This is a genomic window from Rhizobium bangladeshense (assembly GCF_001662075.1).
GTDB lineage: Bacteria > Pseudomonadota > Alphaproteobacteria > Rhizobiales > Rhizobiaceae > Rhizobium > Rhizobium bangladeshense_B.
Genome location: NZ_LYPL01000001.1, coordinates 1 through 24,082, shown reverse-complemented (window position 1 = coordinate 24,082; position 24,082 = coordinate 1). Strand labels below are relative to the sequence as shown.

Below are 24,082 nucleotides of genomic sequence, written 5' to 3'. Positions count from 1 at the left end.
CGACAAGGTCCGTTACCAAGATTGACATATGTTTTACTGGCCGGGGCAAGAAATCCCGCGGGTAGCATCGGCCGCGCAGCGACAAAGCACGCGTCATGGGGGATGGATATATGGCAATTTCAACGCGAATGACACGGCGCACACTTTTTGCCGCAAGTCTCGGCCTGCTGGCGGCGCCGGCAATTTTGAGAGAGAAGGCCGAAGCGGCCGCCACTGGAGCAAGCAGACGTATGGATATAGCGCCTTTACCCGAAATCAATCAGTTCAAGCTCGGTTCCTATAAGTTCACCGTCGTCAGGGACGGGATCAATATCTCCGAAAAACCTTATGAGACCTACGGCACCAATCAGGATCCCGAAACCGTCCAGGCGTTGCTGATCGCCAACTTCCTGCCGGCCGACAAGCTCCTGAACGGCTATGCGCCTGTTCTTATCGACACCGGTTCCGATCTCATTCTCGTCGACACCGGCTTTGGCGCGGGCGGTCGCGCCCGCGGGCTCGGAAAGCTCGCCGACGGCCTGAAGGTGGCGGGATATTCGCCCGAGGACGTGACCCTGGTGGCTCTGACCCATCTGCACGGCGACCACATCGGCGGGCTGATGGAAGACGGCGCGCCCGCCTTCAAGAATGCCCGCTATGTCATCGGTGAGGCCGAATATGATTTCTGGTCGAACACCGCGCGCGAGGGCACACCGGCCGAGGGTGGCCACAAGGCGGTGCTCGCCAATGTGACGCCGCTTGCCGAAAAATCCACCTTCATTAGGGACGGGGCCAGCGTCGCCCCGGGCATGACCGCGATGCTGGCAGCCGGCCACAGCCCTGGGCACATGGTGTTCCACGTTGAATCGGAGGGAAAGCGCCTGGTATTGACCGGCGATACGGCCAACCACTACATCCTGTCGCTGCTGCGGCCGGATTGGGAGGTGCGCTTCGATATGGACAAGGCGCAGGCGGCCGCCGCCCGCCGCAAGGTTTTCGACATGATCGCGGCCGAGAAGATCGCCTTCCTCGGCTATCACATGCCGTTCCCGGCGGTCGGTTTCGCCGAGCGGCAGGATGGCGGCTACCGCTTCGTGCCGAAGACCTATCAGTTCGATATCTGATCGCAATCGGTTCCGTTTTTTGCGGGAATTGCTCTTCGTGCATGGCACCCATGACGAGCCCGGCGAGCACACCGGGCTTTTTGCTATTTCCTTCCTGTCATAGACGTGTTACCAGCCCTCGCCAACTTCCAAGCAACTCATGCACACCGCCGGGGCGGACGATTCGTTTCCGGGACGGGTTGCATTTTTCTTAACTGAAGGAATTTGGCCATGGCCCGCATCATAGAAACGGCAACCGGCGCGGACGCGCTCACCTTCGACGACGTGCTGCTGCAGCCCGGCCATTCCGAGGTCATGCCCGGCCAGACGAACATCGCGACCCGCATCGCCCGCGACTTCGACCTTAACATCCCGATCCTCTCGTCGGCCATGGATACCGTCACCGAAAGCCGGCTGGCGATCGCGATGGCGCAGGCCGGCGGCCTCGGCGTCATCCACCGCAACCTGACGCCGGTCGAGCAGGCCGAAGAAGTCCGTCAGGTGAAGAAGTTCGAAAGCGGCATGGTCGTCAATCCGGTCACCATCGGGCCGGATGCGAAGCTTGCCGAGGCGCTCGGCCTGATGAAGTCGCACGGCATCTCCGGCATCCCGGTCGTCGAGAAGTCCGGCCGCCTTGTCGGCATCCTGACCAATCGCGACGTTCGCTTCGCCTCCGATCCGGAGCAGAAGATCCACGAGCTGATGACCAAGGACAATCTGGTCACCGTCAAGGAAAACGTCGATCAGCAGGAGGCCAAGCGGCTCCTGCATTCGCATCGCATCGAGAAGCTGCTGGTCGTCGACACCGAAGGCCGCTGCGTCGGTCTGATCACCGTCAAGGATATCGAGAAGTCGCAGCTGAACCCGAACGCCTCCAAAGACGCCCAAGGCAGACTTCGCGCCGCCGCCGCCATCAGCGTCGGCGATGATGGCTTCGAGCGGGCAGAGCGGCTGATCGAGGCCGGCGTCGACCTCTTGGTCGTCGATACCGCCCACGGCCACTCGCAACGCGTGCTGGATGCCGTCACCCGTGTCAAGAAGCTGTCCAACTCGGTCAGGATCATGGCCGGCAACGTCGCCACCTATGACGGCACCAGGGCACTGATCGATGCGGGCGCAGACGCCGTCAAGGTCGGTATCGGCCCGGGCTCGATCTGCACGACGCGCATCGTCGCCGGCGTCGGCGTTCCGCAGCTCGCCGCCATCATGTCGGCTGTGCAGGCAGCCCAGGATCAGGATGTGCCCGTCATCGCCGATGGCGGCATCAAATTTTCCGGCGATCTTGCCAAGGCAATCGCCGCCGGCGCTTCCGCCGTCATGATCGGCTCGCTGCTTGCCGGCACCGATGAGAGCCCGGGCGAGGTCTATCTCTACCAGGGCCGCTCCTTCAAGGCCTATCGCGGCATGGGCTCCGTCGGCGCCATGGCCCGCGGCTCGGCCGACCGCTATTTCCAGGCGGAGGTTCGCGACACGCTGAAACTCGTGCCTGAAGGCATTGAGGGCCAGGTTCCCTATAAGGGACCCGTCTCGGCCGTCGTCCACCAGCTCGCCGGCGGTCTCAAGGCGGCCATGGGTTATGTCGGCGGCAAGGATATCAAGGATTTCCAGGAGCGAGCGACCTTCGTGCGCATCTCCGGCGCCGGTCTTCGCGAAAGCCATGCGCATGACGTGACGATCACCCGGGAAAGCCCGAACTATCCGGGCGCCGGTCTCTGACCATGAAGGCGGGCAGCAGGATTTCGCTCTGGATCATCGCGCTGCTCGCCGCTCTCTGCCTTGCCGTGCTTGCCTGGACGACCTTCGGCTTCGTCGTTCCCTTCAAGCATGAAACCGGCCAGGCGGTGCTCGACACCTATTTCGCCGGTTACGACGAATCCGCCGTCTTCCACATGCAGATGCTGCTCGATGGCAACGAGACGGCAGCAAGGCTGCTCAGCGCCATGTATTTTGGCCCGGAACTGATCTTTCCGGCATTGCTGACGGCGCTCTTGTTTCTCTCCTTCCTCAGGCTCGGCCCTGTCGGCGCCTGGTTCGGACGATCGCTGCATCCACTCGTCGGCCGCGCGCTCTATCTGCTGCCGTTGCTCTACGGCATCGCCGACTACGGCGAGAATATCTTAAGCCTGATCGCCTTCGCCGATGGCGGATCCGCAGGTCTCGCGGCGCATCTGCTGCCGTGGATGACGCGGCTGAAATTCGCAAGCCTCGCCATCTGCTTCATCCTCCTCGCCCGGCTTGCCAGCCTCCGCTGGCTGACGCCGCGCCAGGACTGAGACGCGGCCTCAGCCGCTGGCATCCTGCTCTCCTTTCGGCTACTCCTCTCAACGACTGCGGAAACGGAAAGGAGTTGAGGGTCCATATGACCGGCTATCAAATCTTCTGGCCACTGCTTGCCCATGTGGCCCTGGTCTATGGTCTTTATGCGCTTCTTGGGCAGCGGCGCGCAAAAATGGTCCGCGCCGGCAGGATCGCGAAATCGGATTATCGTGAAAATCGTGACGAGCCGGCCGAAAGTCTCGCCGTTAAGAATTGTCTCGCCAACCAGTTCGAACTGCCTGTGCTCTTCTATGCCTGCAGCATTCTTCTATATGTCACCGAGGCCGACAATCTTGTAGCCGTCGCGCTCGCCTGGGTCTTCGTCGGCCTGCGTTACGCCCATGCCGCCATCCACGTCACCAGCAATGATCTGCGCTACCGCAGCCCGATCTTTGCCGCCGGTTACCTCGTGCTCGCCGCCATGTGGGTGTGGCTGGCCGGGTGGATGGCGATGGGATAACGCGCGGCGACAGCAGCATGGGGCTAAGGCGACGCTCTCTGTGAAGTTCTAAAACTTCTGGACGGCCATTCCTCTCAACAAAGAGTCGCGACATCAGCCTTTTCCCGTCGAAGAGAATTTCGCAACTATTTCAAGGATTCTCTTGCCTGGCGCAACCGGTAGGAACTGCTGAGCTCCCGATTTTCATACGCGTTTGCCGGTCGTTAAAATGCGAGCTTTTCCGTTTACGCCTGATGAAGACCTGCATGTCATATCCGCTCGACGCGCTGGTGGCAGAAGCCTCTGCGCGCAACAATAAGAATGGGAACGACATGGGCGCGGAAAGCATGGATCGCATCGGCTTGCGAAGGAAGCCGAAGCAGGAGCGTAGCATTCAGAGGCTGGACCTTATTCTCGCCGCCGCTGCCAGGATCATCGCCGAAAAGGGCGTCAGCGCCATGCGGATGACCGAGCTCGCGATCGCCGCCAAAGTGCCGATCGGCTCGGTTTACCAGTATTTCCCGGAGAAAGCGGCGATCGTCAAAGCCCTGTTCGATCAGCACGCTTCAGCCATCCAGACGAAGACGGCGGCGATGTTCTCCGACGTGCAGTCGCTCGACCAGGCGCTCGATCTCGTCTGCGATATCATCGATTGGTACTATGATTCCTACCATAACGATCCCGTTTATCTCGGCGTCTGGATGGGGACGGAGACCGATCAGGATCTGCTGCGGCTGAATATAGAGCATAGCGGCCGCGTCGCCGGCATTTTTCATGACGCCGTGCGCAGGCTGGCTCCGGATCTCTGCGACGAGGAAATGTTCGCCCGCACTTACCTTTTCAGCCATCTGATCGGCGCCGTCATCCGGCTTGCCGCCATCAGCGAAGAGACCATAGCGCGGCGCATGCTCGGCGAGTGGAAACGCGTCATCCGCGCCTCCCTTTTCACCGAGGCCGCGCCGCGCGCCGCCTGAGAACCTCTACCAGCTCGGCACCATATTGGCCGCCTTCAGCCGCGGATAAAGGCGCGCCTGCGCGGATTTGACGTCCGCATCCAGACCGTCGTCGATGACTGCCGGCGTGATGTTGTCGAGGCAGGCGGTGATATGCGCGGTGATCGCATTCATCAGCGAGACCGAGACGCCGGGCCGCTTCATGATGCCGATCTGCACCGGCGGCAGAGCGGGAAAGCCGTCCGCCTGGCTCAACACTTTCATGCCGGTCCGCAGCGCCGATTCCGGCATCACCGAGACAGCCATGCCGGCAAGCACGGCCGCGGCGACAACGGTGCAGGACCAGCTGGTGAACAGGATCTGGTGCTCGCGTCCCACCGCATCGAGCGCCGAGCAGGCGAGCTGACGCCACTGGCAATCGCGCCGGCCGACGGCAAGCGGCACGGGCGCGTCGTCGCGAATGGGGTGATTGGCCGAGCCTACCCAGCAGAGCGGTTCGGTTCTGACGACATCGGACATGCGCTCGCGCGGATTGTGGGTGACAAGTGCGATATCGAGCTCGCCCTTGTGCATGCGCTCGGCAAGGTCCACCGACGGCTCGCAGACGATGTAAAGCTCGACGTTCGGATGGGTCTTGGCGAAGCGACCGATGATCTCCGGCATGTAGCGGTCGGCATAGTCGTCAGGCGTGCCGATGCGCAGCGTCCCCTCCAGCCTATTGTCGTCAAAGGCGGCGATCGCTTCATTATTGAGGCGGATGATGCGCCGGGCGTAATTGAGCAGCTTCTCGCCCTCGACCGTCAGCCGGTTGCCGCGGCCGTCCTTGATGAAGAGCTGCTTGCCGATGCGCTCCTCGAGGCGGCGCATCTGCATGGAGACTGCTGATTGAGTCTTGTAGACCTTGTCAGCCGCCTTGGTGAAGCTGCCGGAATCGACGATGGCGATGAAAGTCTGCAACTGGTCGAGATCAAGAGGCGCGGACATGGTGTCACCCATAAAGATAGCTGATGATAATCATTAGAAACATTCGTTGGACTGATCAATAGGTCTTTGGCATCTTCGGGATGCAAATCAAGCAAAGTGAAGGACAGACACCCTGCCTGTCCAAGCAGAATTCAGCCTTATCCCTTCCCGCATGACCTCGTGGGAGGGGTGGGGTTGTTGCGTGCCCGAGAAAGGAGAGTTCGATGCACACGACAGACCGAACACTAGAACTCGACTGCAGCAAGCTGACCCCGACGCTTTCCCAGCGTCTGGTGGCCGGCCTCGCTCCGCTGGTCTCCCTCTTTCGCGGCTTTCGCAATCGGATGGAGGTCAACGGGCTGCATGATCTGAACGACAGTCAGCTGAGGGATATCGGCCTCACCAGGGCCGACCTGACCTCTGCGTTCCTGGCCTCGACCTTTTTCGAGGACCCGTCGGAACATCTGACGCGCTCGGCGCGCAATCGCTGGCGCCTGCAGCTCTTCCGCGCCCACGAGGAGTAGGAGTGTCGAGTTTCCCCGCAGGGTGATAGCCAATAGCCCTGCCGCTTGACCCGGCGATCGGCTTTTCCCAAGCCATCGCCGGGTTTTTTATGCCTTGGTCTCGGGGGGCTTCGGCCTGTAGGTTTCGAAAATCGCTTCCAGGTTCCTCTGGTAGCTCTTCCGCACCTCAAGCCCGCTGTCGAACATGGCGTTCAGCATGTCGGTATAGCTCTCGACATTGGCTTTTGCCTCTTCCTTCGGCGCCTCCGGCGTCTTGGCCGCCGGTTGTTTGCCCACTGGTTGTTTGGCTGGCGGCTGTTTGGCTGGCGGCTGCTGGCCGAGCCCGGTCATCATTTCCTGAAAGGCCTTGGCGAAGGGATTGTCGAGGAAGGGGTTCGGCTGAGGCGCCGGTTCCTGTTTCGGCATCGAGAACATCACCTGCATCGCCTGCGTGAAGGGATTGTCGAAGATGTTGGGTTCCGGGGCCTTCGGTTTCGGCGCAAAGCCGGTGCTCTCGAGCCATTTCTGAATGGTCTCGCCCACCGCCGTGTTGACGAAGGGGTTGACCGGCGAGGCCATCTGGCCGGTCGTCTGCTTGAAGAGCCCGCCCATCAGCGTATCGGCCAAAACGGGTAGCATCTGCTTGTAGATATCCTGGCCGATCCCGGTCATCTGCGCCGCCTGGGCGGCGACCGCCCGCGAAACCTCTTTGGAGCCGAAGAGCTGGGCAAGGATGTTGTTGCCGTCGGAAATGCCCTCCGGCGTGAAGGCGCGGCTCATATCCTCGAAATAGCGCGCATAATTGCCGGAGGCAATGGCCTGCATCAGCCCGACGAAATCATAAGGATTGCTGGTGCTGCGCTTTAGGCCGGCGGAAAAGGCCGGCATCAGCGCCGCCATCGCCTTGGTCGCCTGTTCCTGCGCCAGGTTGAACTGCCGCGCGACTGCTTCCATCGCCGCACCGTTCTGCGCCTGCATCATCATGTCGAAGAGTGGCAGCATGGAGGTCCCTTTCCCCGAGTCGTGACGCGTGTAACGCCAATATATCCGGAAAAGGTAATGTGCAAACGGCTTTTTGCTATAAGAACTTAAAGCCGTTCCGGCAAACGTGCGCGGTGTTTTTCCGAACCCGATAAAAACCTCGGCAGGCTCAGTACTGATAATCCTCGAAGACCGGTTCGACAGAGCCGTTCCAGCGGCCGTGATAGAGCGACAGCAGATCCTCGGCGAGCGTCGCCTTCTTGGCGAGCACCTCATCGAGCGGCGCCAGGAAGATGCTCTCGTCCTGGCCTTCGCGGTTGAGCTTGCCGCGCGTCTTGAGGCCGGTCCTCGATATGGCGACCACCTCGCGCGCCACGTCGAGCAGTGCATGCCCGCGAAACTGAGCCTTCAGCCCTTCGGCGGGGACGGCGTCGCGCAGGGCAGCGATCTCGGCAAAGCTCCAATTCTTGGTCAACTCGTCGGCAGCCTGAAGGGCCGCATCATCGTAGAGCAGGCCGACCCAGAAGGCCGGCAACGCACAGATGCGCCGCCACGGGCCGCCGTCGGCGCCGCGCATTTCGAGGAAACGCTTCAGCCGCACGTCGGGGAAGAGCGTCGAAAGATGGTTCGTCCAGTCGCCCATCGTCGGCGCCGGATCGGCGACCTCGCCCTTCAGCGACCCGTTCATGAACTGGCGGAAGGTGACATGGGTGCAATCGTGATAGCGGCCGTCGCGGACGATGAAATACATCGGCACGTCGAGCGCCCATTCGGCATAGTCGCGGAAGCCGAAATCGTCGCGGAAGGTGAAATCGAGCAGGCCCGAGCGCCGGTTGTCGACGTCGCGCCAGATATCGCCGCGCCAGGAGAGCAGGCCGTTCGGCTTGCCCTCGGTGAAGGGCGAGGATGCAAAGAGCGCGGTCGCCAAGGATTGCAGCTTCATCGAGACGCGCATCTTCTGGCGCATGTCGGCTTCCGAGGAGAAGTCGAGATTCACCTGGATCGTGCAGGTGCGGTACATCATGTCGAGACCCTTGCTGCCGACCTTTGGCATATAGCGGGTCATGATCTCGTAGCGCGATTTCGGCATGTGCGGCGTTTGCGCATAGGTCCATTTTGGACTGCCGCCGATGCCGAGAAAGCGGATGCCCATCGGTTCGGCGATTTCGCGCAGCGTCGCCAGATGCTGGTTCGATTCCCTGCAGGTTTCGTGGAGCGTCTCCAGCGGCGCGCCGGAGAGTTCGAACTGGCCGCCAGGCTCGATCGAGATGGCGCCCATGCCGCTCTGTTCGGCGAGGCCAATGATGTTGCCGCCGTCCATGATCGGTTCCCAGCCGCTCTTTTCCTGCAGGCCAGCGAGCAGGGCCGAAATGCTGGCATCGCCGAAATAGGGAACCGGGCTGTTGTCGGCGCGGAAGAAGGCGAATTTCTCGTGTTCGGTGCCGATCCGGAAGCGCTCCAGCGGCTTGTTGCCCGCGGCGATGTAATCGGTCAGATCCTGAACCGAAGAGAGCGGCGTCTGGTCGGTAGTGTCGCGGGCCATGCGGGGTACCTGTATTCAAAAAGGCGCCCGGGGGGCCGGGCAGCTGGAAGGCTGATTAGGACCCAAGCCACCCATGTTGCAAGTGAAATTCTTTCAACGACGCATCAAAAAAATAGCAGCGATTTCCATGTCAACCCGTTTTCAGCGTTAGTTCCAGTCGCCGATTGCCGCCTGCACCACGGCGAGCGCCGCAACCGCTGCCGTGTCGGCCCGCAGGATGCGCGGTCCAAGCGGGATGGCGGTAACGAAATCAAGGCTGCGAAGCCGTGCGCGCTCCTCTTCCGAAAAGCCGCCTTCCGGCCCGACGAGCAGCGCGAGATGCTTTTCCCGGATCGCCGACAGCACCGGCAGCGGGTTCTGACCGGCCTCGCCCTCGTCGCAATAGATGATGCGGCGCTCCTTCGGCCAGCGCTCGAGTAGGTCGGAGAGCTTCACTGGCTCGGCCACCTCGGGAATGCCGAGAACGCCGCATTGCTCGGCCGCCTCGACGACATTGGCGCGCAGCTTGTCGAGATTGGTGATCTTGCCTTGAACATGCTGGGTCATAACCGGCTGCAGCAGACCGGCGCCCATTTCGACCGCCTTTTGCACGAGATAATCCATGCGGCCGACCTTGAGCGGCGCAAAGAGATAATGCAGATCGCAGGGAGAGGGCTGCGGCCGCGTCTCTTCGATTGCCGTCAGCAGGATGCGTTTGCGCGTGGGGAAGGTTAGGCTGGCCTTCCACTCGCCGTCACGGCCGTTGAAAAGCAGAATCTCGGCATCGGCCTCCATCCTCAGCACATTGGCGAGATAGTTGAACTGCTCGGCACTCGCCTCCACGACGGCGCCGGCAGAAAGCGGCGCATCGACGAAAAGCCGTTGCATGCGAAAATTGGCGCGCATTGAAAAACTCACGGGGTTCAGAACATGTTGCCGAAAAGTGTGAGCGGCTTTCGGACGACATCATGCTCTAACTCTTTAATTTTAGAACAGGATTCAGACTGGAGGTCCAGCAGGCCTCAAGTCATCCTGTTCTAGACGAAGAGCGCGAACATAGCCCAATAAATCACGGCGGCAAGCGCTGCCGACACCGGCACGGTAACGATCCAGGCGGCGACGATCGTCATGAAATGCGAGCGGCGTACGAGGTAGCGCCGGCGCCTCTCATAAATGTTCGGCTCCTCCGGCTCGTCGATATCGAAGCTCTCGGCCAGGCGCCTGATATAGGCGATGCGGCGCTTCGAATGACGGGTATACCATTCGCGGAAGAAGCCGACGCCGAAGACGGCGCCGACGGCGATATGCGTGGTGCTGACCGGCAGGCCAAGCCAGGAGGCGACGATGACGGTGAAGGCGGTCGACAATGCGACGCAATAGGCGCGCATCGGATTGAGCTTGGTGATCTCCTCGCCGACCAGGCGGATCAGCCGCGGCCCGAACAGCAGCAGGCCGACGGAGATGCCGAAGGCGCCGATCAGCATCACCCAGAGCGGCGGATGCCCAACGCTGTCGCCCCCGCCGATGCCGACCGAATGGACGATTGCCGAAAGCGGCCCGATGGCGTTCGAAACGTCGTTTGCGCCATGCGCGAAGGAAAGCAGCGCCGCCGAGCCGATTAGCGGCAGCCGGAACAGCACCCGCAGCGAGCTGTTGCGGTTTTCGAGATCGCGCGCCTGGGCGAGAACGAGCGGCCGGGCGGCGAGCCAGCTGACCAGTCCGATGCCGATGCCGATCAGGATGACGGTGAAAGAAGGAAACCGGCCGGGCGGCGACAGCTGCAGCATCATATAGGCCATGAAGCCGCCGGCCATGACCGCGACCAGCACCGGCACCCAGCGCTGAGCCGCCGCGATCTTGTCGTCGCGATAGATGATGAGGCTCTTGACGAGGTAAAGCAGGCCGGCGGCGATCAGTCCGCCGATCAGCGGCGAGGTGATCCAGCTCGAGGTGATCTCCAGCATCACCCGCCAGTTCACCGGTTCCGGCCCGGCGGCGGCGATGCCGGCGCCGATGACCGCCCCGACGATTGCATGGGTGGTGGAAACCGGCGCGTTCATCCACGTAGCGAGGTTGATCCAGAGGGCCGCCGCCATCAGCGCCGCCATCATGATCCAGCCAAGTATCGCCTGCGGCACTTCCACCGCGTCGACGATGTTGGAGGAAATTGTCTTGACGACGTCGCCGCCGGCGATCGTGGCGCCGAGGATCTCGAAAATCGCGGCGATGATGAGTGCCTGGCCCATCGTCATGGCGCGCGCACCGACGGCGGCACCGACATTGTTGGTCACGTCGTTGGCGCCGATATTCATCGCCATGTAGCCGGCAAGGGCCGCCGCCGCCACGACGAGCATCGCTCCCGGGCGGTCGAGCACATAGACGCCGGCAAAGATCATCGTCAGACCGACGAAGATCAGCCCGAGACCGGGCGCTACCAGCCGCCGCAGGACGTGCTTTGCCACATCCTCGGCATGGGTGATCTTGTCGAGGTCCTTGTCGAGCGTGCGTTTGGTGAGGACGGCGGGACGGGGCGGCATTCTTTCTTCCAACTATGAATCTGCTTTTACGCTGCCTTTTTAGCAGCGCAAGATGGCAGGATTCATTCCGCCGGAATTTGCTTTGCCGCTTTGGCCGAAAGCCGTTCGGTCATCTTGCGCTTAAAGGCGAGGAAAAGGCCGCGTAGCTCCGGCTCGCGCACGCGCCCGGCCGCTTCGTCGAGCGAGACCCATTCGATGCGGCGCTCGCCTTTTTCTTTGAAATTCTTTGCCATATCGGTGACTTCGAGCGCATAGACCTGCACCTTGCAGACAACCTGCACCCCGTCGCGCAGCACCTTCGGATAGGTGTAGGCACCGAGCGTCTCCGTTTCGGCAACGCCGCGGACGCCGGCTTCTTCGAGAGCTTCCTGCGCGGCGACCTCATGAGCGCATTTCCCGTTCATCGGCCAGCCCTTGGGGATGACCCAGCGGCCGGTGTCGCGGCTCGTCATCAAAAGCACCTCGACCTCACCGCTCTTCTTTTTCACCCGATAGCAGAGCGCACCATATTGCTGTCGCGGCGGCCGCCGGAACATCAGTTGCACATCGGATGCCAATCGGGCGAGAAGAGTCAATTGTCGGGTCACCTTTGCAGTGGTTGTTAGGAATCGCTCATATACATGTATCACGAAAAGCTTACGCAATCCAAAGCCACAGACGCTCCGAAACGCGATTTGATCGCTGTTTCATTAAGGGAAATCGAGCTGGGGCAGGCTCAGAAATCCGTCGTGCCCTGTCTCGAATGCGTCACCTTGCACAGGTGTACAATATGGCTTCGTCCGGAGTCCTAATCAATGGCGGGATCAATTGTTCCACCAGGATTTTTGCAAATGTGGTAACTATGCCTCTCAATGGCGTCCGTGCCTTTCAGGCCGTCATGGCAGCAAAGCCGCCGAAGAGCTGAACGTGGTCTCGCGCGTGGGAACATGGTGGCGAATGCCGTGAAGAAGTGTCAGCGCTCCCAATAGGGGATTGGCCCGTAGAGTTCGGTGAGATAGTCGATGAACAGCCGCACTTTGGCCGGCAGGAACTGCCGGCTGGGATAGACGACCGACAGCGTGACATTCTGTGAGCTCTCATATGCCGGCAGCACCTGCACCAGACGGCCGGCTTTGAGTTCTTCGCCGATATCCCAGGTGGAGCGCAGTGCGATCCCGAGGCCGGCGATGACGGCCTCGCGGATCACTTCGCTGGAATTGGTGACCAGCATGCCTTCCGGCCGCAGGCTGAGCGCCCCATTCGGCCCGTTCAGCCGCCAGGTGTCGCCATTGTGTGCCGGCAGGCAGCGATGGTGTTTCAAATCGTCGATATCACGCGGCTCGCCATGTGCCGAGAGATAATCCGGCGAGGCGCAGAGCAGCCGGCGCACCGGCGCCAGCCGCCGGGCGACGAGGCTGGAATCGGTGAGTTCGGCGATGCGGATCGCCAGATCGAAGCCGCCGCCGACGATGTCGCTGAATTCGTCGGTCAGCACCAGGTTGATCGCGAGTTCCGGATGCGCCTGCATGAACGCTTTCAGGTGCGGCGCGATATGCATGCGGCCGAAGGAGGTCGGCGCCGAAATCTTCAGCGTCCCATGCATCTGCGCCGCGCGGCCGGAAATATAAAATTCCGCCTCTTCCAGCCCGGCAAGGATGCCGAGAACGCGGTCGTAGAAACCCTGGCCGGCCTCCGTCAGCGAAATCTGCCGCGTCGTGCGCTGCAAAAGTCGGGTGCCGAGCCGGTCCTCCAGCCGCTTGATCCGCTTGGAGACGACGGCGGGGGAAAAGCCGAGCATGCGCCCGGCAAGCGACATGCTTCCCGTCGAAACGACCTTGGCAAAGATTTCGAGATCGCCCAGATTGGTCATAAGCTTTTGTGAATTTTTCCCCTTTTGGCATAAGTGCTTAGCATTTGCGCCCCTATTGGGAAAGTGCTAAGCCGATCGCACGGCGGCAGGCAAGATCCGACACCCGTTCCCGCCGTCGTCCTCCCGTCGTCATCTTTCCGGGAGGCCAGGGAGAAGGCCATGTCCGACGCCATTCCGTTTCTTGCGCCCCGGGCCGATGTCCTGGCCCGGCGTGCTCAGATCGTCGCCGATCTCACCGATCTGCTGCCGCCGGAATGCCTGGTTCATGAGGCGCGCGAACTGGTTCCCTTCGAGACCGATGCCTTCGTCTCCTATCGCCGCCTGCCGCTCGCCGTCGCCCTGCCGCGCACCACCGCCGAGGTTTCGGCCGTCATGCGTTATTGCCATCGCTACGGCGTTCCCGTCGTGCCGCGCGGCGCCGGCACCTCGCTTTCCGGCGGCGCCATTCCGCAGGAGGATGCCGTCGTGCTCGGCCTGTCGAAGATGAACCGCATCCTCGAGATCGATCTGCCGAACCGCGTCGCCGTGGTTCAGGCGGGCGTGACCAATCTCAATATTTCCGACGCCGTCGCAGCCGACGGGTTTTTCTATGCGCCCGATCCGAGTTCGCAGCTTGCCTGCACTATCGGCGGCAATATCGGCATGAATTCCGGCGGCGCCCACTGTCTGAAATACGGGGTCACCACCAATAACCTGCTCGGTGTTAGGATGGTGCTGGTCGACGGCACGGTGATCGAGCTCGGCGGCAAGGCGCTCGATGCGCCCGGCTATGACCTGCTCGGTCTCGTCTGCGGCCACGAAGGCCAGCTCGGCATCGTCACCGAGGCGACCGTGCGGCTGATCGCCAAGCCGGAAGGCGCGCGCCCGGTGCTCTTTGGCTTCGAAGCTTCAGAAGAGGCCGGCGCCTGTGTCGCCGATGTCATTGCCGCCGGCATCATTCCCGTTGCGATCGAATTCATGGACAAGCCGGCGATCGAGATCTGCGAGGCCTTCGCCCATGCCGGCTATCCCCTCGATGTCGGCGCGCTGCTGATCGTCGAGGTCGAGGGATCGGAGGCGGAGATGGACGCCATGCTGAAGGATGTGGTCGACATCGCCCGCAGGCACGGCGTCAAGACCGTGCGCGAATGCCAGTCGGCGACCGAAGCGGCGCTGATCTGGAAAGGCCGCAAATCCGCCTTCGGCGCCACCGGCCGCATCGCCGATTATATCTGCATGGACGGCACTGTACCGCTCAGCCAGCTGTCGAACGTCTTGAAGAAGACTGCCGAGATCGTCGATCATTACGGCTTGCGTGTCGCAAATGTCTTCCATGCCGGTGATGGCAACATGCATCCGCTGATCCTCTTCAACGCCAACGATCCGCAGGATGCCGCCCGTGCCGAAGCCGCCGGCAACGATATCCTCAAGCTCTGTGTCGATGCCGGCGGCTGCCTGACCGGCGAGCATGGTGTCGGCATCGAAAAGCGTGACCTGATGCGGCATCAATATTCGCAGGCCGATCTCGCCCAACAGATGGCGGTGCGCGCCGCCTTCGATCCCGGCTGGCTGCTCAACCCCTCGAAGGTCTTTCCGCTGGAAGGACGCCCCGCCGCATGATCGATCTGATGCCGACGAGCGAGGAACAGGCGGCGGCGATCGTCCGCACACATCAGGAGATGAACCGGCCACTCGCGATCTGCGGCGGCGATACGCGCTCGGGTTTCGGCAATGCCGTCGCAGCCGAAGACCGGCTGCGATCGACCAGGCTTTCCGGCATCATCGCCTACAATCCCGGCGAGATGGTCATGACAGCCCGTTCGGGTACGCCGCTTGCCGAGGTCGAGGCGGCGCTGTCCGAAAATAGCCAGATGCTTGCCTTCGAGCCGATGGATCATCGCCCCATTATGGCCAGGTCGGGCGAGCCGACCATCGGCGGCGTCTTTGCCGCCAATGTCTCTGGCCCGCGCCGCCTCATTGCGGGCGCTGCCCGCGACAGTTTGCTTGGCGTGCGCTTCGTCAACGGTAGCGGCGAGATCATCAAGGCCGGCGGTCGGGTGATGAAAAATGTTACCGGCCTCGATCTCGTCAAGCTGATCGCCGGTTCGCACGGGACGCTGGGTTTTCTGACCGAAGTCACGTTCCGCGTGCCGCCGCGCCCGAAGACCGAACGGACGGTGGTTCTCTCGGGCCTCAACGATGCCGAAGCGGCCAGTGCCATGGCGACGGCGATGGCGCTGCCGGTCGAAGTCTCGGGTGCGGCCCATCTGCCTTTGACGGTGACGTGGAAATTCCTCGCCGGCAAATTGCCCGAGGGCGAGGCGACAGTTCTGCGCATCGAGGGCTTGGCTGGCTCTGTCGACGTGCGCGTCGAAAAGCTTGCGGCGGCAATGTCCGCCTTCGCCACGGTCACGCAGCTGGATGAGAGGGAAAGCCAGAGGCTTTGGCGGGAAATCCGCGATGTGCTGCCTTATGCCGACGGCACGGCGCGGCCGGTCTGGCGCGTCTCGGTCGCCCCCGGCACCGGCCATCAGCTCGTCGCAGCGCTCCGTCTCGAGGCCGGCGTCGATGCCTTTTATGATTGGCAAGGCGGCCTCATCTGGATGCGCATGGAAGCGGAGCCGGAGGCCGAACTAATCCGCCACTTCGTCAAAGGGCTCGGCGGTGGTCATGCGACGCTGATTCGCGCCTCCTTTGCGGCAAGGGCGGCGACCGCCGCCTTTCATCCGGAGCCCGAGGCGGTGGCGATGCTGTCGCGGCGGGTGAAGGAGAAGTTCGATCCGGCGGGGATATTGAATCCGGGGAAGATGGGGTGAGAAGATGCTTGTTGCCGACTGTGCACGCTCGATGGATTGCACAAGGGTGCCTCTTGCTCCCCCTTCGCCACAGCGGGGAGAAGGTGGCCCGAAGGGTCGGATGAGGGGGCCACACGGCATGCAGTCTGTCGTCTTCTCGCTTTTGTCCCGAGTGCGGCCCCCTCATCCGCTCTTCGGGCACCTTCTCCTCGCTGTGGCGAAGGGGGCACCGGAGGCCGCGTAAATGCAAACCAACTTCACCCCCGCCCAGCTCCTCGACCCCGATATCGCCGAATCGGAAAAAATCCTGCGCAAATGCGTCCATTGCGGCTTCTGCACTGCCACCTGTCCCACCTATGTGACGCTCGGCAACGAGCTCGACAGTCCGCGGGGCCGCATCTATCTGATCAAGGATATGCTGGAAAACGGCCGGCCCGCCGATGCCGAGGTCGTCACCCATATCGACCGCTGTCTCTCCTGCCTTGCCTGCGTCACCACCTGTCCCTCGGGTGTCGACTATATGCATCTGGTCGATCACGCCCGCGTCCATATCGAAAAGACCTACAGGCGCCCGCTGATGAACCGGCTGACGCGCGCCCTCCTGGCGGCCGTGCTGCCCTATCCCGGCCGTTTCCGCCTGGCGCTCCGTCTCGCCCGTCTTGGCCGGCCCTTCGCCGGCTTGATGCGCGGGGCGGCACTCAAGCCCTTTGTCGCCATGCTGGCGCTGGCGCCGCGGCGCCTGCCCGCCGCGTCGGACTTTGCAAAACCCGGCAGCTACCTGTCCGAGGCGGAGCGGCGCGGCCGAGTGGCGATCCTGACCGGCTGCGCCCAGCCGGTGCTTGATCCCGCCATCAACGCGGCGGCGATCCGGCTCCTGACGCGGCTCGGTATCGAGGTCGTGGCGCCGGAAGGCGAGGTCTGCTGCGGCTCGCTGGTCCACCACATGGGCCGCGCCGAACAGGCGCTCGAAAGTGCGCGGATCAACGTCGACATATGGACGCGCGAAATCGAGACGCAGGGGCTCGATGCGATCATCATCACCGCTTCGGGCTGCGGCACGACGATCAAGGATTACGGCCACATGCTGCGCCTTGATCCCGCCTATGCGGCAAAGGCGGCCAGGGTTTCGGCACTGGCAAAGGATATCACCGAATATCTGGCGACCCTCGAGCTGCCGGCCCATATGCCGAGGGGCATTACAGTCGCCTATCATTCCGCCTGTTCGATGCAGCACGGCCAGCGCATCACCCTTGCGCCGAAATCCTTGCTGAAAGCGGCCGGCTTTACGGTGCGCGATCCAGCCGAAGCTCATCTCTGCTGCGGCTCGGCCGGCACCTACAACATCATGCAGCCGGAGATCTCGGCGGCGCTGAAGGCACGCAAGGTCAGGAATATCGAGGCGACCAAGGCCGATATCATCGCCACCGGCAACATCGGCTGCATCACCCAGATCGCCACCGGCACCGCTATTCCGATCCTGCATACGGTCGAGCTGCTCGATTGGGCCTATGGCGGCGCTATGCCGGAAAAATTAACAGGTTTGCCATTAGGCTGAAGAGAATGCAGTCGGCCCATTCGGGCCGCTCTCGGGAGGTCGGGCGATGTGGCGGGGAATGATAATACTTGCGGGACTGCTCGCGACGGCAGGAGCGGCCCATGCCGACAGCCGCCTATTCTGTTCCGCCGATGACGCGCAGGCGCGTTTTACCCTCGAAAGCGGTTTCGCAAGCGATGCCGGCCACAGGCTCAACCATTTCCGCGGCGCGCTCATTGTCAAGGATCCCGCGCAAGCGCCGGTCTTCGCAAAACGCGTGTTCGAATCGCAGCATCTGAGCAACCACTGGGCGCGCGATGGCGAACTGCTCCTGGAAGTCTTTGATGGCGGCGGTGACGATACCGAAAGGGCAACGCTCGATCTGGTGGTGATCGCTGGCGTGCGCGGCAAGCCTTCGGCGAATTTCAGCGGCACCTATTCCCTGACGATCGAGGGTGGCAGCAAACCTTACGCGGCCGAGGGCAAGGTCAGCTGCGGCACGAAGTAGAGCAATTTCAGGGAAAGTTTGAGCGGTTTTCCGTCCGAATTTGCGCCCGAACGAAAAGTTAGAGCGGTTCTGCTTTCATCAAAAGTAGAACCGCTCTAACGCCGCAGCCGAAATTCAATTCATTACCAGTGGAACGAGACGCCGACGTTGACGGCATTCGTGAAGATGTTGGTCTTCAGCCGGTCGCCGCTGTCGATCGGAACGTCGACGCGCGAATAGGTGCCCTTGTATTCGACGAAGGTCGACCAGCGCTCGGTCACCTTGAAGTCGACGCCAGCCTGCGCCTGCAGCGTCACGCCGCCGAATTCATAAGCCCAGGTCTTGCCTTCGGGGCGAATCACTTCGACATGCGGAATGTTCACGCCGATACCGGCGCCGAGATAGGGCGTCCAGCGGCGAGCCGGATCCTGGAAGCGATAGAGACCGTTTACAGTGAGCAGGTTCAGACCGTCGGTGAATTCGAAATGCGACCAGCCGGCCTTGGCGAGCGTATCGTCGTCGGCATAGACCTTGTCATGGGTGAAGTCGAGCGAGATACCCCAGTTCGGCTTGTTGAAATCCTCGAGCCACCATGTGACGCGAGCGCCGTAATAGGGCGGCGCGCCGAAGGACTTGCCCTCCCAGCCGGCAGTAAAACTCGTGCCGTCGGAGACGTCGACGCCGCTGTGCGGCGCCGTCTGGTAACCGCCGTAAATGGAAAATTCCAGGTCTTCCGCCTGGGCGGAGGCTGCTGAACAGATCGTAAAAAGTGCGATGCCCGCAAGCAGGGAGGCGGAGGAACGCAGCGCATATGTCATTGAATAGCCCCGATATTGCAAATATGTCGACTCTTAGGCACCAGTGCCAGTTTTCCGCCGTAAAGTCTAAGGAAAAGAAAAGGCGCGTCAAAATGCGCCTTTCGATTTATTCGCAAGTGTTGCTCAGCCGCCAAACATGGTGCGCAGCACGTCGATACCCCTGTCCTCGAACGCCACCTTGCCCTGCTTATTGCCGGGGCCGATGACGATCACCTTGGTGCCGACGGCGGCGCGATCGTAAAGATGCATCACGTCCTGGTTCATCATGCGGATGCAGCCGGAAGACATGTTGAGGCCGATCGTCCAAGGCTGATTGGTGCCGTGGATGCGGAAGATGGTATCGCGGCCGCCCTGGTAGAGATACATGGCGCGGGCGCCGAGCGGATTGTCCTCGCCGCCTTCCTGGAAGGCAGGAATGATGTGGCCCTTGGCGGCTTCGCGGCGGCGCATTTCGGCCGGCGGCGTCCAGCTTGGCCACTCGGCCTTGCGGCCGATCTTGACGATGCCCGACCAGCCGAAGCCGTCACGGCCGACGCCGATACCGTAGCGGGTGGCGCGGTTGTTGCCTTCGACGAGATAGAGATATTTGTTGTTGGTATCGATGATGACGGTGCCGGCCGCTTCCGTCGTCACGAGACGCACTTTCTTGCGCTTGAACTGCGGCTTCACATATTTCGGCATCTGCGCCACGCGCACAATCTGTGCCGGGCGCTGCGTGTTGTCGGAGCCGGCCGGGGCTGCAAAGACGGACGTGGACATCAAGGACAGAACAAGTCCGGCCGCAGCCAGACCTGGCATCAATTTGATCATGATCGATTCCCCTCAAGCAAATTTGCCTGAAGCTACATGAACTTCTGCCCGATTCAAGATCGGCCCGACCGGATAAAGCAATTTCGGCAAATGAAACCGCCTGTTCTTGCGGCTTCCAAGATAATGTATGTGCCGTTACATGACGATGACGCGGGTTCCGACACTGACCCGGTCATAGAGGTCGACGACGTCTTCATTGCGCAACCGGATGCAGCCGGAGGAGACGGCGCTGCCGATCGACCAGGGCGCGTTGGTGCCGTGGATGCGGTAAAGTGTCGAGCCGAGATACATGGCGCGGGCGCCGAGCGGATTTTCCGGGCCGCCGTCCATGCGCGCCGGCAGGTAATGACCCTTGGCGGCTTCGCGGCTGATCATCTGGGCAGGCGGCGTCCAGTCCGGCCATTCCTGCTTGCGGGTGATTTTGTGGGCGCCGGCCCATTCGAAGCCGGGCTTGCCGACGCCGACGCCGTAGCGCCGCGCCTTGCCGCCGTCCATCACCAGGTAGAGGAAGCGGTTGTTGGTATCGATGACGATTGTGCCGGGCTTTTCCTGGGTGTCGTAATCGACCATCTGCGGCAGGAATTGCGGCTCGATCGGATGGCGGATCGCCGGGATGCCGGGATTGATCACCGAGACGGTCTGCGGTGCCGGCCGCGGCGCCTGGCGGATGACGCGGCGCTGGAAAAGGCCGCGCTGCTGCGGCTGGACGACCGGCCGCTGGTAGACCACGGGGCGAACCTTGCCGCCGAGCTGGTTGATCCATGGTGCCGTCAGATCGGGGCTGAGCACGACAGGCGGGCGGGTGGCGTAGCGGTCGTCGGCAAGGGCGGCCGTGGAGAAGGCGCCGACGAGGGCTGCGGCAAGAACAAGCTGTTTCATCATCGGACGAACTCTCTACAAATGGCCGAAATGCGCGGGCGCGACAGGCCCGCTCGCAAGGACGCTGCCACCTGATCCGCCAGCGAATGGTAAAGATCGATTTCTGAAAAGCCGGCCGATCGGATAAACTTTTCGTCAGGGTTACCGTTCGATTTGGAAAGACGGTTTGCAAATGGTAAAGCCGAAATCATGACCGGAAAACGAAACGGACCCCGGCAGAATGAAGGATCATGAGCGAGACAGGCATCATCATCGGCGAGGACGGCAGGCGCCGTTGCCACTGGCACGCCAATCTGCCCGATTATCTCAAATATCATGACGAGGAATGGGGCCGCCCCGTTACCAACGACATCCGCCTCTTCGAAAAGATCTGTCTCGAAGGATTCCAATCCGGCCTGTCCTGGCTGACCATCCTGCGCAAGCGAGAGAATTTTCGCGCCGCCTTTGCCGGCTTCGATTTCGACAAGGTGGCGCATTTCGGCGAAGCGGATGTCGATCGCTGCCTTGGCGATGCCGGCATCATCCGCCATCGCGGCAAGATCGTCTCGACCATCAACAATGCCAGGCGCGCCATGGCGCTCCGCGACGAATTCGGCTCGCTCGCCCATTATTTCTGGGGTTACGAACCCGGCCACAACGAGCGGCCGGCCGTGGTCGATCGCGACCATATCCTCGCCAATCCGACGACGCCGACCTCGGTGGTCATTTCGAAGGATCTGAAGAAGCGCGGCTGGACCTTTGTCGGCCCGACTACAGTTTATGCTTTCATGCAGGCGATGGGCCTCGTCAACGATCATCTTGAGGGCTGCTTCTGCCGGCCCGAGGTGGAAGCGATGCGCGCCGTCCTGGTTCGACCATGAAAGATCTGTCCGTGAAAACATCGATTGCTGCCCTTGCCCTGTTCTTCCTGCCGATCTCAGCCGTGGCGCAGACGCCGCAGCTCGATCCCGGCGAGAAGCTGGAGAAGCTGCAATTCCCCGCCGTCACCATGCAGCTCAAGGGCTGGACGAAATTCGGCAACAGCCATGTCTACACATTGCCGGTGCGCGCCGGACAGCACGTCAAGATCAGCTTTGCCACCAAGAGCAAGTTCGCCTTCCTGGCGATTTTTGACCTGTCGAAGCCCGATGACGAAGCTTTCTTCGGCACCGACGAGGACGGCATGAATTTTCAGACGACGGCGAAGGAAAACACCACCTGGCTGCTGCGTCCCTATTATTCCAAGGTCTCGCCGCGCCGCGGCCTCGGCGCGCCCTTCAGCATCCTGATCGAACCGCTGACGGCCGCCCCGCCGCAGCCGAAACCGCCGGCCGAGCCGGAGCAGCCGTCGCTGTTCCCGAAGGCGCCGCCCAAGCCGCAATAGGGCAGGGCAGAACGGCCGGCATCGATCGGCCGCCCGCCTATGCCAGCCGGTCGATCAGCTCGCGCAATTCGCCGAGATGGCCGATCTTGCGGAAACGCGGCGCTTCCGTCGGTTCGTCCACATGTTCCAGCACCCAGGTGAGTTCGTGCGGCACGAAGACGCCGTAGCTGCCGGCCGCGATCGCCGGCACGATATCCGATTTCAGTGAATTGCCGACCATCATCGCCCGCTCCGGTCCGTCACCGACCTTGGCGAAGATGCGGCGATAGGTGACGGCGGTCTTGTCGGAAACGATCTCGACCGCATCGAAGAAGTCGCCGAGGCCGGATTGGGCAAGCTTGCGCTCCTGGTCGAAAAGATCGCCCTTGGTGATCATGACGAGCAGATATTTGCCGGCAAGCGCCTCCAGCGTGTCGCGCGCATGCGGCATGGTCTCGACCGGGTGGGACAGAAGGTCGCGGCCGGTATCCAAGATCTTGGCGATGACGCTGGCCGGCACCTTGCCTTCGGTAATCTCGATCGCCGTCTCGATCATCGACAGCGTGAAGCCCTTGATGCCGAAGCCGTAATGGCGAAGGTTGCGTTTCTCGGCTTCCAGCAGCCGGTCGGAAATCTTCGGTCCTTCGGCGAAATCGGCAAGAAGCTTGGTAAAATGCGCTTCCGTCAGTCGGTAATATTGTTCGTTCTGCCAAAGCGTATCGTCGGCATCGAAGCCTATCGTCGTCAGTGCTCGCGTCGTCACATGCGCACCTCTTGAACCTTTGCCGGCAATCTATCGGCCGCCTGTGTCGAGACAAGGGCTGTGTCATGACGAGGGCTGCGTCGGGGCGTTCGCTGCCGGCGCGGCAAGCTGTGGCGTTGAAAAGCGCCGCCGTCGCACTACATCGAATTGGCCTCACCCTGCAGCCAGCCACGGCTGTGCCTGTCGCGCGCAGGCCAATAATCAAAAAATGAAGTTCTGAAGTTCGCAAGCCCCTCTTGCGGCAGACACAAAGGATTTTTTCGACCATGCGTTACAATCAACTCGGAAATACGGGACTTTTCGTCTCGGAAATCTGCCTGGGCACGATGACCTTCGGCGAGGCCCAGTCGGGCAGCATGTGGGGCGCCATCGCCGATGTCGACCAGAATGCCGCCGACCGGATCGTCGAGCGCTCGCTGGCGTCTGGGGTCAATTTCATCGACACGGCCGACGTCTATTCATCCGGCGAATCCGAAAGGCTGCTCGGCCAGGCGCTGAAGAATCTCGACGTGCCACGCAAGGACGTCGTCATCGCCACCAAGGTCTATGGCGTCATGGGCGACAAGCCGAACGACCGCGGCGCCTCGCGCGGCCATATCATGGATTCCGTCGAGGCGAGCCTCAAGCGCCTGCAGACGGACCACATCGACCTCTATCAGATCCATGCGACCGATACGGTGACGCCGATCGAGGAGACGCTGCGTGCCCTCGACGATCTCGTTTCGCGTGGCCTTGTCCGCTATATCGGCGTCTCCAACTGGCAGGCCTGGCGTATTTCCAAGGCGCTCGGCCTCTCCGAACGGCGCGGCTTCGCCCGCTTCGAAACGGTGCAGGCCTATTATTCCATCGCCGGCCGCGATCTCGAACGCGACATCGTGCCGATGATGCAGGAGGAAAAGCTCGGCCTGATGGTCTGGTCTCCGCTCGCAGGCGGCCTCTTGTCCGGCAAATATGGTCCCGGCGCGCCAGGCAACGGCGAAGGACGCCGCGCCAGCTTCGATTTCCCGCCAGTCGACAGGGACAGGGCCTGGGCCTGCGTCGCCGTCATGCGCGAGATCGCCGAAAAGCACGGCGCCGGCGTCGCGACCGTCGCGCTCGCCTATATCCTTGCCAAGCCTTTCGTCACTACCGTCATCATCGGCGCCAAGCGTGTCGATCAACTCGACCAGAACCTCGCCGCCGTCGGGCTGAAGCTCGACGACGAGGATATGAAGCGGCTCGACGAGGCGAGCGCCCTTGCCCCCGAATATCCGGGCTGGATGCTGTCGCGACAGGCCGCCGGCCGCCGGCCGGCGGATTTCGAGCCGAAGGGCTGAGCAAAATTGTTGCAGACGCCGGGTATCCCCAGCGTACCAGTTTGTTTGAAAACCTTGCTCCCTCCTCGGCGTCATCCTCGGCCTTGTGCCACTGCTGTCCGGTTTAAATTTGGTGGACATGGCGCACGGTGTTGATTCTACTCGTATTCGGATGTTTGGCGACAATCCCGGACACGAAAGAGGAGCAACACCGTGCGCCATGAGAATAGCGTCT

The 24,082-nt window shown here is 62.0% G+C and carries 24 protein-coding genes; 13 read left to right on the top strand and 11 right to left on the bottom strand.

The features are described from left to right. The first annotated feature begins 110 nt into the window (after positions 1-110). The 5 genes from A7X77_RS00120 (at position 111) to A7X77_RS00100 (ending at position 4,811) form a co-directional block, all read left to right on the top strand. Positions 111-1,103: an MBL fold metallo-hydrolase gene (locus A7X77_RS00120; RefSeq protein ID WP_064681029.1), complete on the top strand. Its 993-nt coding sequence runs from the start codon at positions 111-113 to the stop codon at positions 1,101-1,103. A 210-nt stretch (positions 1,104-1,313) separates the two neighbouring features. After that, positions 1,314-2,798 carry an IMP dehydrogenase gene (gene guaB, locus A7X77_RS00115; protein ID WP_064681028.1) on the top strand — a complete coding sequence of 495 codons (1,485 nt, stop codon included), beginning with the start codon at positions 1,314-1,316 and terminating at the stop codon, positions 2,796-2,798. Between the two features lie 2 nt (positions 2,799-2,800). After that, positions 2,801-3,355, top strand: a complete 555-nt coding sequence (locus A7X77_RS00110; protein WP_064681027.1) for a hypothetical protein — start codon at positions 2,801-2,803, stop codon at positions 3,353-3,355. A gap of 86 nt (positions 3,356-3,441) precedes the next feature. Further along, positions 3,442-3,858 (top strand): MAPEG family protein, encoded by a 417-nt coding sequence (locus tag A7X77_RS00105; protein ID WP_064681026.1) that lies wholly within the window; start codon positions 3,442-3,444, stop codon positions 3,856-3,858. A 311-nt stretch (positions 3,859-4,169) separates the two neighbouring features. Next, entirely contained in the window at positions 4,170-4,811 is a 642-nt protein-coding gene (locus A7X77_RS00100; protein ID WP_064681657.1) for a TetR family transcriptional regulator, read from the top strand. A gap of 6 nt (positions 4,812-4,817) precedes the next feature. Here the strand turns inward: A7X77_RS00100 and A7X77_RS00095 are convergent, their stop codons facing one another. Continuing rightward, positions 4,818-5,774, bottom strand: a complete 957-nt coding sequence (locus A7X77_RS00095; RefSeq protein WP_064681656.1) for a LysR substrate-binding domain-containing protein — start codon at positions 5,772-5,774, stop codon at positions 4,818-4,820. Between the two features lie 203 nt (positions 5,775-5,977). Here A7X77_RS00095 and A7X77_RS00090 point away from each other — a divergent pair, with 203 nt between their 5' ends. Then, positions 5,978-6,277: a DUF1127 domain-containing protein gene (locus A7X77_RS00090; protein WP_064681025.1), complete on the top strand. Its 300-nt coding sequence runs from the start codon at positions 5,978-5,980 to the stop codon at positions 6,275-6,277. Positions 6,278-6,364: 87 nt separating this feature from the next. On the opposite strand, the gene A7X77_RS00085 is transcribed toward A7X77_RS00090, so the two are convergent. The 6 genes from A7X77_RS00085 to A7X77_RS00060 all read right to left on the bottom strand — a co-directional run bounded on the left by A7X77_RS00085 (position 6,365) and on the right by A7X77_RS00060 (position 13,145). Continuing rightward, a complete protein-coding gene (locus A7X77_RS00085) occupies positions 6,365-7,258 on the bottom strand; it encodes a DUF937 domain-containing protein (RefSeq protein WP_064681024.1) in 894 nt (297 codons plus the stop codon). Positions 7,259-7,406: 148 nt separating this feature from the next. Further along, positions 7,407-8,780 (bottom strand): glutamate--cysteine ligase, encoded by a 1,374-nt coding sequence (locus tag A7X77_RS00080; protein WP_064681023.1) that lies wholly within the window; start codon positions 8,778-8,780, stop codon positions 7,407-7,409. Positions 8,781-8,927: 147 nt separating this feature from the next. Continuing rightward, positions 8,928-9,665, bottom strand: coding sequence for a 16S rRNA (uracil(1498)-N(3))-methyltransferase (locus tag A7X77_RS00075; protein WP_064681022.1), 738 nt, complete (start codon positions 9,663-9,665; stop codon positions 8,928-8,930). Between the two features lie 131 nt (positions 9,666-9,796). Then, positions 9,797-11,296, bottom strand: coding sequence for an inorganic phosphate transporter (locus tag A7X77_RS00070; RefSeq protein WP_064681021.1), 1,500 nt, complete (start codon positions 11,294-11,296; stop codon positions 9,797-9,799). Positions 11,297-11,358: 62 nt separating this feature from the next. Further along, a complete protein-coding gene (locus tag A7X77_RS00065; RefSeq protein ID WP_064681020.1) occupies positions 11,359-11,871 on the bottom strand; it encodes an NUDIX hydrolase in 513 nt (170 codons plus the stop codon). Between the two features lie 377 nt (positions 11,872-12,248). Beyond that, positions 12,249-13,145, bottom strand: coding sequence for a LysR family transcriptional regulator (locus A7X77_RS00060; protein ID WP_064681019.1), 897 nt, complete (start codon positions 13,143-13,145; stop codon positions 12,249-12,251). A gap of 159 nt (positions 13,146-13,304) precedes the next feature. Between A7X77_RS00060 and A7X77_RS00055 the strand changes: the two genes are divergently transcribed. From A7X77_RS00055 to A7X77_RS00040, 4 genes are all read left to right on the top strand, one after another. Then, complete coding sequence (locus A7X77_RS00055; RefSeq protein WP_064681018.1) at positions 13,305-14,744, top strand: FAD-linked oxidase C-terminal domain-containing protein; 1,440 nt, start codon at positions 13,305-13,307, stop codon at positions 14,742-14,744. Then, positions 14,741-15,940, top strand: a complete 1,200-nt coding sequence (locus A7X77_RS00050; RefSeq protein ID WP_064681017.1) for an FAD-binding protein — start codon at positions 14,741-14,743, stop codon at positions 15,938-15,940. Before A7X77_RS00055 ends, A7X77_RS00050 begins: the two co-directional genes overlap by 4 nt. A gap of 223 nt (positions 15,941-16,163) precedes the next feature. Further along, positions 16,164-17,474, top strand: coding sequence for a glycolate oxidase subunit GlcF (gene glcF / locus A7X77_RS00045; RefSeq protein WP_064681016.1), 1,311 nt, complete (start codon positions 16,164-16,166; stop codon positions 17,472-17,474). A 46-nt stretch (positions 17,475-17,520) separates the two neighbouring features. After that, the gene (locus tag A7X77_RS00040) at positions 17,521-17,961 is read left to right on the top strand and encodes a hypothetical protein (protein ID WP_064681015.1); all 441 of its coding nucleotides are present in this window, start codon (positions 17,521-17,523) and stop codon (positions 17,959-17,961) included. Between the two features lie 122 nt (positions 17,962-18,083). Here the strand turns inward: A7X77_RS00040 and A7X77_RS00035 are convergent, their stop codons facing one another. From A7X77_RS00035 to A7X77_RS00025, 3 genes are all read right to left on the bottom strand, one after another. Continuing rightward, the gene (locus tag A7X77_RS00035; RefSeq protein ID WP_064681655.1) at positions 18,084-18,758 is read right to left on the bottom strand and encodes an outer membrane protein; all 675 of its coding nucleotides are present in this window, start codon (positions 18,756-18,758) and stop codon (positions 18,084-18,086) included. Positions 18,759-18,881: 123 nt separating this feature from the next. Beyond that, a complete protein-coding gene (locus tag A7X77_RS00030; RefSeq protein ID WP_064681014.1) occupies positions 18,882-19,568 on the bottom strand; it encodes a L,D-transpeptidase in 687 nt (228 codons plus the stop codon). Positions 19,569-19,703: 135 nt separating this feature from the next. Then, positions 19,704-20,450, bottom strand: coding sequence for a L,D-transpeptidase (locus A7X77_RS00025; protein WP_064681013.1), 747 nt, complete (start codon positions 20,448-20,450; stop codon positions 19,704-19,706). A gap of 227 nt (positions 20,451-20,677) precedes the next feature. Here A7X77_RS00025 and A7X77_RS00020 point away from each other — a divergent pair, with 227 nt between their 5' ends. Further along, positions 20,678-21,307, top strand: coding sequence for a DNA-3-methyladenine glycosylase I (locus A7X77_RS00020; RefSeq protein WP_064681012.1), 630 nt, complete (start codon positions 20,678-20,680; stop codon positions 21,305-21,307). Then, entirely contained in the window at positions 21,304-21,810 is a 507-nt protein-coding gene (locus tag A7X77_RS00015) for a hypothetical protein (RefSeq protein ID WP_064681011.1), read from the top strand. Before A7X77_RS00020 ends, A7X77_RS00015 begins: the two co-directional genes overlap by 4 nt. Before the next feature lie 37 nt (positions 21,811-21,847). On the opposite strand, the gene A7X77_RS00010 is transcribed toward A7X77_RS00015, so the two are convergent. After that, positions 21,848-22,552: an HAD family hydrolase gene (locus A7X77_RS00010; protein WP_064681010.1), complete on the bottom strand. Its 705-nt coding sequence runs from the start codon at positions 22,550-22,552 to the stop codon at positions 21,848-21,850. 266 nt (positions 22,553-22,818) lie between these two features. Here A7X77_RS00010 and A7X77_RS00005 point away from each other — a divergent pair, with 266 nt between their 5' ends. Then, the gene (locus A7X77_RS00005; protein ID WP_064681009.1) at positions 22,819-23,868 is read left to right on the top strand and encodes an aldo/keto reductase; all 1,050 of its coding nucleotides are present in this window, start codon (positions 22,819-22,821) and stop codon (positions 23,866-23,868) included. Positions 23,869-24,082: the final 214 nt, after the last annotated feature.

What these genes read in the sequence shown, in the direction of transcription:
- A7X77_RS00100 (WP_064681657.1), top strand. Translation starts at nt 4,170, where the DNA reads ATGGGCGCGGAAAGCATGGATCGCATCGGCTTGCGAAGGAAGCCGAAG.
- A7X77_RS00090 (WP_064681025.1), top strand. Translation starts at nt 5,978, where the DNA reads ATGCACACGACAGACCGAACACTAGAACTCGACTGCAGCAAGCTGACC.
- A7X77_RS00005 (WP_064681009.1), top strand. Translation starts at nt 22,819, where the DNA reads ATGCGTTACAATCAACTCGGAAATACGGGACTTTTCGTCTCGGAAATC.
- A7X77_RS00035 (WP_064681655.1), bottom strand. Translation starts at nt 18,758, where the DNA reads ATGACATATGCGCTGCGTTCCTCCGCCTCCCTGCTTGCGGGCATCGCA.
- A7X77_RS00085 (WP_064681024.1), bottom strand. Translation starts at nt 7,258, where the DNA reads ATGCTGCCACTCTTCGACATGATGATGCAGGCGCAGAACGGTGCGGCG.
- A7X77_RS00030 (WP_064681014.1), bottom strand. Translation starts at nt 19,568, where the DNA reads ATGATCAAATTGATGCCAGGTCTGGCTGCGGCCGGACTTGTTCTGTCC.
- guaB (WP_064681028.1), top strand. Translation starts at nt 1,314, where the DNA reads ATGGCCCGCATCATAGAAACGGCAACCGGCGCGGACGCGCTCACCTTC.
- A7X77_RS00075 (WP_064681022.1), bottom strand. Translation starts at nt 9,665, where the DNA reads ATGCGCGCCAATTTTCGCATGCAACGGCTTTTCGTCGATGCGCCGCTT.
- A7X77_RS00120 (WP_064681029.1), top strand. Translation starts at nt 111, where the DNA reads ATGGCAATTTCAACGCGAATGACACGGCGCACACTTTTTGCCGCAAGT.
- A7X77_RS00105 (WP_064681026.1), top strand. Translation starts at nt 3,442, where the DNA reads ATGACCGGCTATCAAATCTTCTGGCCACTGCTTGCCCATGTGGCCCTG.
- A7X77_RS00070 (WP_064681021.1), bottom strand. Translation starts at nt 11,296, where the DNA reads ATGCCGCCCCGTCCCGCCGTCCTCACCAAACGCACGCTCGACAAGGAC.
- A7X77_RS00080 (WP_064681023.1), bottom strand. Translation starts at nt 8,780, where the DNA reads ATGGCCCGCGACACTACCGACCAGACGCCGCTCTCTTCGGTTCAGGAT.
- A7X77_RS00050 (WP_064681017.1), top strand. Translation starts at nt 14,741, where the DNA reads ATGATCGATCTGATGCCGACGAGCGAGGAACAGGCGGCGGCGATCGTC.
- A7X77_RS00095 (WP_064681656.1), bottom strand. Translation starts at nt 5,774, where the DNA reads ATGTCCGCGCCTCTTGATCTCGACCAGTTGCAGACTTTCATCGCCATC.
- glcF (WP_064681016.1), top strand. Translation starts at nt 16,164, where the DNA reads ATGCAAACCAACTTCACCCCCGCCCAGCTCCTCGACCCCGATATCGCC.
- A7X77_RS00060 (WP_064681019.1), bottom strand. Translation starts at nt 13,145, where the DNA reads ATGACCAATCTGGGCGATCTCGAAATCTTTGCCAAGGTCGTTTCGACG.
- A7X77_RS00015 (WP_064681011.1), top strand. Translation starts at nt 21,304, where the DNA reads ATGAAAGATCTGTCCGTGAAAACATCGATTGCTGCCCTTGCCCTGTTC.
- A7X77_RS00020 (WP_064681012.1), top strand. Translation starts at nt 20,678, where the DNA reads ATGAGCGAGACAGGCATCATCATCGGCGAGGACGGCAGGCGCCGTTGC.
- A7X77_RS00025 (WP_064681013.1), bottom strand. Translation starts at nt 20,450, where the DNA reads ATGATGAAACAGCTTGTTCTTGCCGCAGCCCTCGTCGGCGCCTTCTCC.
- A7X77_RS00040 (WP_064681015.1), top strand. Translation starts at nt 17,521, where the DNA reads ATGTGGCGGGGAATGATAATACTTGCGGGACTGCTCGCGACGGCAGGA.
- A7X77_RS00110 (WP_064681027.1), top strand. Translation starts at nt 2,801, where the DNA reads ATGAAGGCGGGCAGCAGGATTTCGCTCTGGATCATCGCGCTGCTCGCC.
- A7X77_RS00055 (WP_064681018.1), top strand. Translation starts at nt 13,305, where the DNA reads ATGTCCGACGCCATTCCGTTTCTTGCGCCCCGGGCCGATGTCCTGGCC.